This window comes from Nocardioides aurantiacus (assembly GCF_003752505.1).
GTDB lineage: Bacteria > Actinomycetota > Actinomycetes > Propionibacteriales > Nocardioidaceae > Marmoricola > Marmoricola aurantiacus.
Genome location: NZ_RKHO01000001.1, coordinates 818,012 through 829,890 on the forward strand (window position 1 = coordinate 818,012; position 11,879 = coordinate 829,890).

Here is an 11,879-nt window from a genome sequence, read left to right on the forward strand (position 1 = left end):
GCAACATGACCCCCACCGTGCAGTCCGCCTCGCGCACCGACTCCGGGCTCGCCAGCGAGCTCCGGCTGTCGGTGATGCGCCTGTCCCGGCGGCTGCGCGGGGAGCGCGAGCCGGGCAACACCCTCAGCGTCGCGGCGCTGAGCGCGCTCGGCATCCTGTTCCGCGAGGGGGAGTGCACCGTCGGCGCGCTGGCCGCCCACGAGCGGGTGCAGCCGCCGTCGATGACGCGCACGGTCAACCATCTGGTCGAGGAGGGGTACGCCGCCCGGCGACCGTCCCAGACCGACGGGCGCGCCACCCTGGTCGACCTGACCGAGCACGGCCGCGAGGTGCTGCTGGCCGACCGTCGGCGCCGGGACGCCTGGCTGGCCCAGCGGCTGCGCGACCTGACCCCGGACGAACGCGCCCTGCTCCGGCAGGTCGCCCCGCTGCTGCAGAGATTGGCCACCAGTTGAGCCCCACCTTCCGTGCCCTCCACAACCCCAACTACCGGCTCTACGCAGCCGGTGGGGTCGTCTCCAACACCGGGACGTGGATGCAGCGGGTGGCGCAGGACTGGCTCGTGGTGCTGCTGGCGACCAACGACGGCGTCGCGCTCGGCATCACCACCGGGCTGCAGTTCCTGCCCGCGCTGCTGCTCTCGCCGTACGCCGGCCTGATCGCCGACCGGATGCCCAAGTTGCGGCTGCTCAAGATCACCCAGAGCGTGATGGCGCTGACCGCGCTGGTGCTGGGCGTCCTGGCCGTCACCGGCACCGTCGAGGTCTGGCACGTGTTCGTGCTGGCCTTCGTCTTCGGCACCGGCTCGGCCTTCGACGCTCCCGCGCGGCAGAGCTTCGTCAGCGAGATGGTCGGCCCCGACGACCTGAGCAACGCGGTCGGCCTCAACTCCGCCTCGTTCAACGCGGCGCGGATGATGGGCCCGGCGCTCGCCGGGGTGCTGATCGCGGCCTTCGGCGGCGGCGTCACCGCCACCGGCTGGGTGATCGTCATCAACGGCCTCAGCTACGGCGCGGTGCTGCTGGCGCTGGGACGGATGCGCTCCTCGCAGCTGCTCACCACGGTGCCCGAGGAGCGCCACAAGGGCATGATCCGCGACGCCGTGCGCTACCTGCGCGGCCGTCCCGACCTGCTGCTGGTGCTCAGCGTGGTCGGCTTCGCCGGCACGTTCGGCCTCAACTTCCAGATGACCTCGGCGCTGATGGCCACCCAGGTCTTCGACAAGGGCGCCACGGAGTACGGCCTGCTCGGCTCCATCATGGCCATCGGCTCGCTCAGCGGTGCCCTGCTGGCCGCGCGGCGGGTCCGGGTGCGGCTGCGGCTGGTGGTGGGCGCGGCGGTGATGTTCGGGGTCGTCGAGATCGCGGCCGGGCTGATGCCGACCTACGCGACGTACGCCGTGACGGTGCCGCTGCTGGGCCTCGCCGCGCTGACGATGATCACCGCGGCCAACACCACGATGCAGCTGGCCACGGCGCCGCACCTGCGCGGCCGGGTGATGGCGCTCTACCTGATGGTCTTCATGGGTGGCACCCCGATCGGCTCGCCCTTCATCGGCTGGCTCGGCGAGGCCTTCGGCGCCCGCTGGACGCTGATCGGCGGCGGGGGCCTGACCCTGCTGGGCGTGCTGCTCTCGGTGGCGCTGTTCGCCCGCAGCCGGCACCGGCTGGGCGAGAAGGTCCTCACCACCGACCCGGTCCGCGCGGTCGCCGTCGCCTCCTGAGGGGGCCCGGCCCGGCCGGTCGCGGTTACCCTCGACCGGTGGGAGGAGCGCGAGGACTGCTGCGTCGCGTCGAGCGGCGGTGGGACTCGCTGCGCGGCGCCCGACGGGTGCCGACCGAGCTGCGCATCGTCACCTACGTCGCCCACGGCGCCGGTGGGCACGTGGTGGTCCGTGGCCGCGTGGTCGACGACCCGGAGCCCGCCGAGACGCTGGCCGGTGAGAGCCCGTGGGCGGCCGTGCGGCGCACGGCCCGCGGCTTCCTGACGACCGAGCTGCCCGGCGTACGGCTGCGGGTGGAGGTGGGCGGTGCGAGCACCGAGGTGGTCACCGACACCGACGGCTACCTCCGCGCCGAGCTGGACGGCGCCGACCTGGTCTCGCCGTGGACGACGGGGCGGGTCTCGCTGGCGGCGGCGTACCGCGGGGTGGGGCACGCCGAGGCCGAGGTGCGCGTGCGCGTGAGCGACGGCCGGGCCGCGCTCGGCGTCCTCTCCGACGTCGACGACACCGTCCTGCAGACCGGGGTGCAGCGCACCTGGACGATGGTGCGCCAGACGCTCACCGGCTCGGCGCTGACCCGGACGTCGTTCCCCGGGGCGGCCGAGCTCTACCGCGGCCTCAGCGGTCCGGACGAGGCCGACCCGGTCTTCTACGTCAGCTCCAGCCCGTGGAACCTGCACGAGTTCCTGCTGGAGTTCCTGGCCCACCGAGGCTTCCCCGCGGGGCCGGTGCTGCTGCGCGACCTCGTCACCGGTGGCCACAAGCGCGAGCGCATCGACGAGCTGTTCGGGGTGCACGCCGACCTGCGCTGGGTGCTGCTGGGCGACTCCGGCGAGCACGACCCGGAGATCTACGCCGCGACCGTGCGTCGCCACCCCGGCCGGGTGCTGGCCGTGTGCATCCGGGAGGTGCGGCTGGACCCCCGCGACGGCGTCGTCGAGCGCGCGGTGGCGGGGTGGGACGAGAGCGTGCCGCTGGTGCTGGCACCCGACTCGCTCACCATGGCGCGGCGGCTGGCCGAGCTCGGCCTCGTCGACGAGACGTGCGTCGCGGCGGTCGCCGCCGCGTCGGACTGAGGCGCGCTCAGCGCAGCGACATCGACCCCGACAGCGTCGGCTCCACGCTCAGCGCCTGGTGCTCGGCGACGCGGGCGTCGATCTGGGAGGCGACCTCCTCGGGCCACGGCGAGGTCGTCCGGGTGCTCATGTCCATGTGGAGGCAGATCTCCTCCACGATGCAGCTGATCTGCTCGTGGGTGTCGTCGAGCAGGTAGACCACGAGGTGCAGGGCCCGCTCGGAGCGGCCGACCAGCAGCACGCGCACCGAGACCGTGTCGCCGGTCAGCAGCTCGGCGACGTAGGTCAGGTGGTGCTCGGCGGAGAAGATCGCGAAGCCCTTGTCGGCCCAGTTGGTGGGGATGCCGACCTCGGTCAGCGCCTCGTCGAGGCCCTCGCTGGCGATGCCGAGGTAGTAGCGGACGTTCATGTGGCCGTTGATGTCCTCGAAGGCGACCGGCACGGGGCGCTCGCTGTAGGACGGGAGGGCGGCGATCTCGGCGTACGACGGCAGTGTGCTCACCCGCGCGACCGTACCCCACCGCCGCCGGCCGCCCCGGCTCCGCGACCTAGACTCCACGACCATGAACCCGCGCTACCGCCGACTCGTCATCCCGGTCGCGCTGGGCGGGCTCATCCTCATCGTCGTCATCGCCGCGCTCACCCGCTAGCCGCGCCCACGATGGCCGAGCTGCTCCCCACGCTGTCCCGCCTCCGGGCCGAGATCCTCGACGACGAGCACCTCGTCCGGGCCCTGGCCACCGGGCGTCGCCGCGGGCAGGAGCCGCCGCGGTTCAAGCGCGTCGAGCTGCGCTACGTCGACCTCAAGGGCGGGCGCCACCTCCAGGTCGTGGCGTACGACGAGACGCAGGCCCACACCAGCAACCACGCCGGCACGGCGGCCGAGGAGGCCCTCGACGACCTGCTGGGCCAGGCCTGGGGCAACTGGCACGTCGACACCGACCAGCGCACCCACCAGCTGCGCGTGACCAAGAAGGGCGAGGCGCTGCTGCACACCACCGAGCGCGCCGAGCCCGTGGCGCCCGAGCGCGGCCACGACCACGCCAAGCAGCGGCTGCTGCCCGAGGACCACCCGGTGCTGCGCGCGCTCGGCATCTCCGACGCGCACGGGCGGGTCAAGCCGTCGCGGCAGGCGAAGTACCGCCAGGTCGAGGAGCTGGTCCGCGCCCTCGACGCCGCCGTGGCCGAGGGCCACCGGGCCGGCACGCTGCGCACGCCCACGCCCGAGGACCCGCTGCGCGTGGTCGACCTCGGCTGCGGCAACGCCTACCTCACCTTCGCCGCCCACGCCTGGCTCGCCCGGTCGATGCCGGTGCGGCTGACCGGTGTCGACGTCAAGGAGCAGTCGCGTCGCCACAACGCCGAGGTGGCGGCCTCGCTCGGCGTCGCCGACCAGGTCGACTTCGTGCAGGCCGGCATCGACGACGTCGAGCTGCCGCAGCCGCCGGACGTCGTGCTCGCGCTGCACGCCTGCGACACCGCCACCGACGACGCGCTCGCCCGGGCGGTGCGCTGGGAGGCCGACCTCGTCCTCGCCGCGCCCTGCTGCCACCACGACGTCTCCGCCCAGCTGCGGCAGCAGCCCACGCCGCCCGGCTACGACATGCTCACCCGCGACGGCATCCTCCGCGAGCGGCTGGCCGACACCCTCACCGACGCGCTGCGCGCCTCGCTGCTGCGGCTCGAGGGCTACCGCGTCGAGGTCGCGGAGTTCGTCGACAGCGCCCACACGCCGCGCAACACGCTGCTGCGGGCGGTCCGGGTGCGTGGCGGCGCCCGGCCGGCCTCCTCGGAGTACGACGACCTCGTCGCCACCTGGCACCTCCGCCCCGCGCTCGCCGAGCGGCTGGGTCGTGGGTCGGGCTGAGGTGTGTCGGGCTGAGGTCGTGGGTGGGCGGCGCGCGGCTTCCCGAGGTCGCTCGGAAACCCGTCACTGGGCCGGAGCTGCATCCCCGGCTCAGTGGCAGTTTCCCAGGCGAACCGGGGAGACCGCCGGCACGGCGACCGTCGCAGCGGTCGTCCTCCTCGCCGTCCTCGCCGCCGTCGCCGCGCCGGGCGCCGCCGCCGACACCGGGCCGCGGGAGGTCTTCCGGGTGCAGGACGAGCGGATCGACGAGGTGAGCGGGATGGTCGACCTCGGGTCGCGCACGGTGCTCACCAACGACTCCGGCGACGCCGCGCGGCTGTTCGTCCTCGACGGGTCGGGACGCACCGTCGCGGTGAGGGAGTACGCCGCTCCCGCCGTCGACGTCGAGGCGCTCGCCCCCGCGGGCGACCGGTCGGAGGGCGCGGTGTGGGTCGGGGACGTCGGCGACAACCGCGGCGTGCGGGAGTCGGTCACCGTGACCCGGGTGCCGCTCGACGGCGGGGCGGTGGCGTCGTACGAGCTGACCTACCCCGACGGTCCGGTCGACGCGGAGTCGCTGCTCGTCGACCCCGACGGCCGGCTGGTGGTGGTCACCAAGGCCTTCGCGGGTGGGGCCGTGATGCGGGCCCCGGCCCGGCTCGACGCGACCGGGCCCAACCGGCTCGAGCAGGTCGCGACCGTCGGTGAGGCGCTGGCCACCGACGCGGCGCTGCTGTCACCCACGCGGGTGCTGGTGCGGGGGTACGCCGAGGCCGGCCTCTACGCCTGGCCCTCCTGGGAGCCCGTACGCCGCGTCCCGCTGCCCGAGCAGCCGCAGGGCGAGGCGCTGTCCGTCGGCCCGGGCGGCAGGGTGCGGGTCGCGAGCGAGGGCGCAGGCGAGCCGGTCCGGCAGCTGCCGGCCTCGGCGACGGCCGACCCGGCCGCGGTCCCGCAGCCGAGCGTGAGCCCGAGCCCGAGCGCGAGCCCGAATCCGGTCCCGAACCCCACGAGCGCGACCCGGGACGACGGCGTCGACCGGCTCGCCCTCGGAACCGGGCTGCTGCTGGGCGGTGTCGGGCTGGCGGCCGTCACCTGGCTGGTGCAGCGCCGCCGCGCGCGGCCCGGAGGACGCTAGAGCCGCTCGACCACGTGGTCGACGCAGCGCGTGAGGGCCGCGACGTCGGCGGGGTCGACTGCGGGGAACATCGCGATCCGCAGTTGGTTGCGCCCGAGCTTGCGGTAGGGCTCGGTGTCGACGACGCCGTGGGCGCGCAGCACCGCCGAGACCACGGCGGCGTCGACGGAGTCGTCGAGGTCGACGGTGCCGACGACCAGGCTGCGGTGGGCCGGGTCGGCGACGAACGGGGCGGCGTACGACGAGGCCTCGGCCCAGCCGTAGAGCGCCTCCGACGACGCCGTCGTGCGCGCCACCATCGCCTCCAGCCCGCCCTGGGCGAGCATCCACTCCAGCTGCTCGGCGACCAGGAACAGCGTGGCGATGGCGGGGGTGTTGTAGGTCTGGTCCTTGCGGGAGTTCTCGATCGCGGTCGGCAGGTCGAGCGAGGCCGGGACCCAGCGCTCCCCGGCGAGCTCGGCGGCCCGGTCGATCGCGGCGGGGGAGAAGGTGGCCAGCCACAGGCCGCCGTCGGCGGCGAGGCCCTTCTGCGGGGCGAGGTAGTAGACGTCGGTCTCGGCGAGGTCGACGGGCAGCCCACCGGCGCCGGAGGTGGCGTCGACCAGGACGAGCGAGCCGTCGTCGGCGACGCGGCGCACGGGCGCCATCACGCCGGTGGAGGTCTCGTTGTGGGGCCAGGCGTAGGCGTCGACGTCGGCCTCGTGGGGGGTCGCGAGCGAGCCCGGGTCGGCCCGGACGACGTCGGGCTGGTCGAGGAACGGGGCGGCCGCGGTGGCGTCGGCGAACTTCTGGCTGAACTCGCCGAAGACGAGGTGCTGGCTGCGGCGGCGTACGAGCCCGAAGGTCGCGACGTCCCAGAACACCGTCGACCCGCCGTTGCCGAGGACCACCTCGTAGCCGTCGGGCAGCCCCAGCAACGCCCCGAGCCCCTCGCGGACCCGGCCGACCAGGGCGCGCACCGGCGCCTGGCGGTGGGAGGTGCCCATCAGGGTGCGGCCGGAGGCGGCGAGCCGGTCCAGCGCGCCGTCGGGGACCTTGGAGGGGCCCGAGCCGAACCGTCCGTCGGCGGGCAGCAGGTCCTGGGGGATGACGAGGTCGACCACGGTCCTAGTGTGTCAGCGGTGTGCCCCGTGCCCGGCTTCGAGGTCGTCCGTCGCAGCTTCACCCACCCCGACTCGCAGCGGCTGGTCGAGGAGGTGCAGCAGGAGTACGTCGTCCGCTACGGCGGTCCCGACCTGACCCCGCTGGACGCGTCGTACTTCGAGCCGCCGCTCGGCTCGTTCTTCGTCGGCTACCTCGACGGCGAGCCCGTCGCGACCGGCGCGTGGCGGCGCCGCACCGACGTGGCGTACGCCGGGACCACCGCCACGGCCGAGATCAAGCGGATGTACGTCGTCGAGGGCGCCCGCGGCCGCGGCCTGGCCAGGGCGGTGCTCGCCCACCTCGAGCGCACCGCGCACGAGGCCGGCGCCGAGGTGATGGTGCTGGAGACCGGCGAGAAGCAGCCGGAGGCGATCGCGCTCTACGAGTCCAGCGGCTACCGCGAGATCCCCGGCTTCGGCTTCTACGCCGACGCGCCGCTGTCGCGCTGCTACGCCCGGCCGCTGGGGGAGCGGGCCGCCTGGGACGCCGCGGCCCCGACCTTCGACGACGAGCCCGACCACGGGCTGCGCGACCCGGCCGTGCGGGAGGCCTGGCGCACGCTGCTGCTGGGGGCGCTCCCGCCGGCGCCGGCGCGGGTGGCCGACCTCGGCTGCGGCACCGGCACGCTGAGCGCGCTGCTGGCCGCCGAGGGGTACGCCGTCACCGGCGTCGACTTCGCTCCGGCGATGGTCGAGCGGGCGCTCGCGGCCGGGGTGGACGCCCGCACCGGCGACGCCGCGGACCCGCCGCTCGACGCCGCGTCGTACGACGTGGTGCTGTGCCGGCACGTCCTCTGGGCCCTCCCCGACCCCGCGACCGCACTGCGTCGCTGGGTCTCGCTGCTCGTGCCGGGCGGCCGGCTGGTGCTCGTCGAGGGGCGCTGGCACACCGGCTCCGGGCTGGCGATGGCCGAGTGCGTCGAGCTGGTCCGCGCGGTCGCCCCGTCGCTCGGCGCACGGCTGCTCGACGACCCGGCGCTGTGGGGCGGGCCGACGACCGACGAGCGCTACCTCGTCGTCGGTCGGGTGGGCTGAGGCCCGGCGTACGACGAACGCCCGCTCCGTCCCCGGAGGGACGAAGCGGGCGCTGGGTAGGGCGATACTGCCCGCGAGACCGGACATGCCGGACATCGGCGGGCAGTTTCACCGGCTAGCCGGTGAAACTGCCCCCACGGCTCAGGCCGCCCCGGCCCCGAACGTCGAGGTGTCGATGACGAACCGGTAGCGCACGTCGGAGTCGACGACGCGGTCCCAGGCCTTGTCGACGTCGTCGACACCGATGACCTCGACCTCGGCGCCCAGGCCGTGCTTGGCGCAGAAGTCGAGCATCTCCTGGGTCTCGCGGATGCCGCCGATCTTGGAGCCGGCCATGCTGCGGCGCATGCCGGCGAGCGAGAACGCCTGGTAGGAGCTGTCGCCCTCGGGGATGCCGACGTGCACCAGGGTGCCGTTGAGGCCGAGCAGGCCGAGGTACTTGTCGATCGGCAGGTCGGCGGAGACCGTGTTGACGATCAGGTCGAAGTGACCCGCGAGCTTCTCGAAGGTCTCCTCCTCCTTGGTGGCGTAGTAGTGGTGCGCGCCGAACCGCTTGCCGTCCTCCTCCTTGGAGGTGGTCTGCGAGAGGACGGTGACCTCGGCGCCGAGCGCCGCGGCGATCTTGACGCCCATGTGGCCCAGGCCGCCCATGCCGATGATGGCGACCTTCTTGCCGGGGCCGGCCTCCCAGTGGTGCAGCGGGGAGTAGAGCGTGATGCCGGCGCACAGCAGGGGGGCGGCGACGTCGAGCTCGACGCCCTCGGGGATGCCGAGCACGTAGTTCTCGTCGACGACGATCGAGGTGCTGTAGCCACCGAAGGTGGGCTCGCCGTCGTACTCCTTGCCGTTGTACGTCGGGACCTCGCCCTTGAGGCAGTACTGCTCGTCGCCCGCCTTGCAGTTCTCGCACTCGCGGCAGGAGTCGACGAAGCAGCCGACGCCGACGCGGTCGCCGACGGAGTACTTGCTGACCTCGGAGCCGACCTCGGCGACGATGCCGGCGATCTCGTGGCCGGGGACCATCGGGAACAGGGCCGGGCCCCACTCCTCGCGACCCTGGTGGATGTCGGAGTGGCAGATGCCGGCGAACTTGATGTCGATGACGACGTCGTGGGCGCGGGGGGCGCGGCGCTCGATGGTGCTGCGCTCGAAGGACTGGGAGGCGCCCTGGGTGACCAGGGCGTGGGCGGTGTGACCGCCGGTGGAAGTAGTAGACGTTTCACTCATGACGTACACGTGCCCCGTTCGGCGACGAGTATGCGTGAACAACAGACAAAACGGACATCATGTTCTTACCGTGGTGGGACCCCCTGGAGGTCACCATGCGCCGTACCGTCGCTCCCGTGCTCGCCGCCCTGTCGGCCGCACTGCTGCTCGTCCTGGCCGCGCCCGGCGCCCAGGCCGCCGACCCGGCACCCCCGCCGACCACGACGACGCCGCCGCCGGTCGAGTCCTACGCCCGCTACGAGCCGCAGACGACCTGCTCGCCCAAGGCCAAGCCCGGCACGATCGCCGCGCAGAGGTGGGCGGTCGCGGCCTACGGCGGTCGCGCCGGCGGCATCTCGCGCGCCTGCGGCGGGTCGCTCTCGGAGCACAAGGAGGGGCGGGCCTTCGACTGGACCCTCGACGCCCGCAAGGCCGGCGACCGCGCCAGGGCGCAGCGCTACCTGACGGCGCTGTTCGCCACCGGCCCCAGCGGCGAGCGCGCCGAGCTGGCCCGCCGGATGGGCGTCATGTACGTCATCTGGAACGACAGGATGTATGCCTCCTACCGCCAGTTCGCGGCGACGGCCTACGTCAGCAGCTCGTGCCGGGGCAAGCCGCTCTCGCGGTGCTCGGCGACGCTGCGGCACCGTGACCACGTGCACGTCTCGCTGTCCAAGGCGGGCGGGGCGGGTCGCACGAGCTGGTACGTCGGGCGCGTCGCCCGAGCCCGCTAGGGAGCACCGCCGCCCGTCTCCCGGACAGGGGGACGGGCGGCGAGCACCGACCTCGGGCGGTCCGGCCGTGGGGCGGGCCGGACCGTGGGTCAGACGACGAGCTCCTCGTCGGCCGAGGTGTCGCCCCAGGCCTCGTTCCAGCCCTCGATCGAGCTGGCGGCACGCTCGCCCGGACCGGCGTAGATCGCCGAGGGGCGGATGAGTCGGCCGGTCGTCTTCTGCTCCAGGATGTGCGCCGACCAGCCACCGGTGCGCGCACAGGTGAACATCGAGGTGAACATCGGTGCCGGCACCTCGGCGAAGTCCAGGACGATGGCCGCCCAGAACTCCACGTTGGTCTCCAGCACGCGGTCGGGACGCCGCTCGCGCAGCTCGGCCAGGGCGGCCTGCTCCAGCTGCTCGGCGACCTCGTAGCGCGGCGCGTTGAGCTCCTTGGCCGTGCGTCGCAGCACGCGGGCGCGCGGGTCCTCGGCGCGGTAGACGCGGTGGCCGAAGCCCATCAGCCGCTCACCGTCGTCGAGCAGCTTCTTGACGTACGCCGTCGCGTCGCCGCTCTTCTCGACGTCCTCGATCATCGTCAGCACGCGGGCCGGGGCACCGCCGTGCAGCGGACCGCTCATGGCGCCGATGGCGCCGGAGAACGCGGCCGCGACGTCGGCACCGGTGGAGGTGATGACGCGCGCGGTGAAGGTGGAGGCGTTCATGCCGTGCTCGGCCGCGGAGCTCCAGTAGGCGTCGATCGCCTTGACGTGCTTGGGGTCGGCCTCGCCCTTCCAGCGGATCAGGAACTTCTCCGCCAGCGTGGTGCCGGTGTCGACCTCGCTCTGCGGGACGATGGGCTGGCCGATGCCGCGCGCGGACTGGGCGGCGTAGGACAGCACCATCACCGCGATCCGCGACAGGTCGGTGCGCGCCTGCTCGTCGCTGATGTCGTAGGTCTGCTTCATCCCCAGCATCGGCGCGAGCATCGCGACGCCGGCCTGCACGTCGGCGCGCACGTCACCGGTGTGGATGGGCAGGTTGTAGGGCTCGGCCGGCGGCAGCCCGGGGTCGTAGGCGCCGTCGATGAGCAGCCCCCAGACCTTCTCGAACGGGATCCTCCCGACGATCTCCTCGATGTCGACGCCGCGGTAGCGCAGCGCCGAGCCTTCCTTGTCGGGTTCCGCGATCTGGGTCTCGAAGGCGACGACGCCCTCGAGCCCGTGGTGCACCTCAGTCATGCGACGCATTGTGCACCTACTGGCCGGTTCGGTCAGCAGGACCGTCCACCGCGGTGCTCGCGACCCGGCCTAGGGTCGGGTCATGACGACCCCGCAGGACCCTGCAGCGGACCGGCTCGCCGCGCTGCGCCAGGAGTACGGCGACACCGGCATCGAGCCCGAGGACCTGCCCGCCGACCCGGTCGCCGCCGTGCGCCGCTGGCTCGACGAGGCGGTCGAGGCCGGGCTCCACGAGCCCAACGCCGTCGTCGTGGCCACCGTCGGCGCCGACGGCCTCCCGGCCGCGCGCACCGTCCTGCTGAAGGGGCTCGACGACACGGGCTTCGTGTTCTACACCAACTACGACTCCCGCAAGGGTCGCGAGCTCGAGTCCTCGGGCCGGGCGGCGCTGCTGTTCCCCTGGCACGACCTGCAGCGCCAGGTCCGTGTCGAGGGCGCCGTCGAGCGGGTCCCGCCGGCCGAGAGCGCGGCGTACTTCGCCCAGCGGCCCCGCGGCTCCCAGCTCGGCGCCTGGGCCTCGCCGCAGAGCGACCCCGTCGCCTCGCGGGCCGAGCTCGACGAGCGGTACGCCGCGGCCGAGGCCCGCTTCGAGGGCCAGGACGTGCCCGTGCCGCCGCACTGGGGCGGCTACCGCGTCGCCCCGGAGGTGGTCGAGCTGTGGCAGGGCCGGTCGGGCCGGATGCACGACCGGCTGGTCTACCGCCGGTCGCCGGGGGAGGGCTGGACGCTCGAGCGCCTCGCCCCCTGACGGCTGGGACGCCA

General features: G+C 73.9%; 13 protein-coding genes. 9 read left to right on the forward strand and 4 right to left on the reverse strand.

What is annotated here, in order from left to right; translation table 11 throughout:
• The first annotated feature begins 5 nt into the window (after positions 1 to 5).
• The 3 genes from EDD33_RS03960 to EDD33_RS03970 are packed head-to-tail and all read left to right on the forward strand — an operon-like array spanning position 6 to position 2,799.
• Entirely contained in the window at positions 6 to 455 is a 450-nt protein-coding gene (locus tag EDD33_RS03960; RefSeq protein ID WP_211332403.1) for a MarR family winged helix-turn-helix transcriptional regulator, read from the forward strand.
• The gene (locus EDD33_RS03965) at positions 452 to 1,723 is read left to right on the forward strand and encodes an MFS transporter (RefSeq protein WP_123389197.1); all 1,272 of its coding nucleotides are present in this window, start codon (positions 452 to 454) and stop codon (positions 1,721 to 1,723) included. The genes EDD33_RS03960 and EDD33_RS03965 overlap by 4 nt, the downstream gene beginning before the upstream one ends.
• 38 nt (positions 1,724 to 1,761) lie before the next feature.
• Positions 1,762 to 2,799, forward strand: a complete 1,038-nt coding sequence (locus EDD33_RS03970; protein WP_148076924.1) for a phosphatase domain-containing protein — start codon at positions 1,762 to 1,764, stop codon at positions 2,797 to 2,799.
• Positions 2,800 to 2,806: 7 nt separating this feature from the next.
• Here EDD33_RS03970 and EDD33_RS03975 read toward each other — a convergent pair whose 3' ends face one another.
• On the reverse strand, positions 2,807 to 3,301 hold the full coding sequence (locus EDD33_RS03975; RefSeq protein ID WP_170169690.1) for a thioesterase family protein: 495 nt from the start codon (positions 3,299 to 3,301) through the stop codon (positions 2,807 to 2,809).
• On the opposite strand from EDD33_RS03975, the gene EDD33_RS19875 reads away from it, so the two are divergent.
• From EDD33_RS19875 to EDD33_RS03985, 3 genes are all read left to right on the forward strand, one after another.
• Positions 3,294 to 3,449 carry a hypothetical protein gene (locus EDD33_RS19875; RefSeq protein ID WP_170169691.1) on the forward strand — a complete coding sequence of 52 codons (156 nt, stop codon included), beginning with the start codon at positions 3,294 to 3,296 and terminating at the stop codon, positions 3,447 to 3,449. The genes EDD33_RS03975 and EDD33_RS19875 overlap by 8 nt on opposite strands.
• A gap of 11 nt (positions 3,450 to 3,460) precedes the next feature.
• A complete protein-coding gene (locus EDD33_RS03980; RefSeq protein WP_123389200.1) occupies positions 3,461 to 4,666 on the forward strand; it encodes an SAM-dependent methyltransferase in 1,206 nt (401 codons plus the stop codon).
• A gap of 226 nt (positions 4,667 to 4,892) precedes the next feature.
• Positions 4,893 to 5,780: a hypothetical protein gene (locus EDD33_RS03985; RefSeq protein WP_123389201.1), complete on the forward strand. Its 888-nt coding sequence runs from the start codon at positions 4,893 to 4,895 to the stop codon at positions 5,778 to 5,780.
• On the opposite strand, the gene serC is transcribed toward EDD33_RS03985, so the two are convergent.
• On the reverse strand, positions 5,777 to 6,883 hold the full coding sequence (serC, locus tag EDD33_RS03990; protein ID WP_123389202.1) for a phosphoserine transaminase: 1,107 nt from the start codon (positions 6,881 to 6,883) through the stop codon (positions 5,777 to 5,779). The two genes, EDD33_RS03985 and serC, sit on opposite strands and share 4 nt — an antisense overlap.
• Before the next feature lie 18 nt (positions 6,884 to 6,901).
• Here serC and EDD33_RS20245 point away from each other — a divergent pair, with 18 nt between their 5' ends.
• Complete coding sequence (locus EDD33_RS20245; protein ID WP_211332404.1) at positions 6,902 to 7,957, forward strand: GNAT family N-acetyltransferase; 1,056 nt, start codon at positions 6,902 to 6,904, stop codon at positions 7,955 to 7,957.
• Positions 7,958 to 8,098: 141 nt separating this feature from the next.
• Here EDD33_RS20245 and EDD33_RS04000 read toward each other — a convergent pair whose 3' ends face one another.
• Positions 8,099 to 9,184 (reverse strand): NAD(P)-dependent alcohol dehydrogenase, encoded by a 1,086-nt coding sequence (locus EDD33_RS04000; RefSeq protein ID WP_123392992.1) that lies wholly within the window; start codon positions 9,182 to 9,184, stop codon positions 8,099 to 8,101.
• Positions 9,185 to 9,300: 116 nt separating this feature from the next.
• On the opposite strand from EDD33_RS04000, the gene EDD33_RS04005 reads away from it, so the two are divergent.
• Positions 9,301 to 9,897, forward strand: coding sequence for a VldE C-terminal domain-containing protein (locus EDD33_RS04005; RefSeq protein ID WP_123389203.1), 597 nt, complete (start codon positions 9,301 to 9,303; stop codon positions 9,895 to 9,897).
• A gap of 89 nt (positions 9,898 to 9,986) precedes the next feature.
• Here the strand turns inward: EDD33_RS04005 and EDD33_RS04010 are convergent, their stop codons facing one another.
• A complete protein-coding gene (locus EDD33_RS04010; protein ID WP_123392994.1) occupies positions 9,987 to 11,117 on the reverse strand; it encodes a citrate synthase 2 in 1,131 nt (376 codons plus the stop codon).
• Between the two features lie 82 nt (positions 11,118 to 11,199).
• Between EDD33_RS04010 and pdxH the strand changes: the two genes are divergently transcribed.
• On the forward strand, positions 11,200 to 11,865 hold the full coding sequence (gene pdxH / locus EDD33_RS04015; RefSeq protein ID WP_123389204.1) for a pyridoxamine 5'-phosphate oxidase: 666 nt from the start codon (positions 11,200 to 11,202) through the stop codon (positions 11,863 to 11,865).
• Positions 11,866 to 11,879: the final 14 nt, after the last annotated feature.

Bases quoted from the DNA above. Each gene is read 5' to 3' on its own strand.
- pdxH (WP_123389204.1), top strand. From the start codon at position 11,200: ATGACGACCCCGCAGGACCCTGCAGCGGACCGGCTCGCCGCGCTGCGC.
- EDD33_RS03960 (WP_211332403.1), top strand. From the start codon at position 6: ATGACCCCCACCGTGCAGTCCGCCTCGCGCACCGACTCCGGGCTCGCC.
- EDD33_RS04000 (WP_123392992.1), bottom strand. From the start codon at position 9,184: ATGAGTGAAACGTCTACTACTTCCACCGGCGGTCACACCGCCCACGCC.
- EDD33_RS03980 (WP_123389200.1), top strand. From the start codon at position 3,461: ATGGCCGAGCTGCTCCCCACGCTGTCCCGCCTCCGGGCCGAGATCCTC.
- EDD33_RS04010 (WP_123392994.1), bottom strand. From the start codon at position 11,117: ATGACTGAGGTGCACCACGGGCTCGAGGGCGTCGTCGCCTTCGAGACC.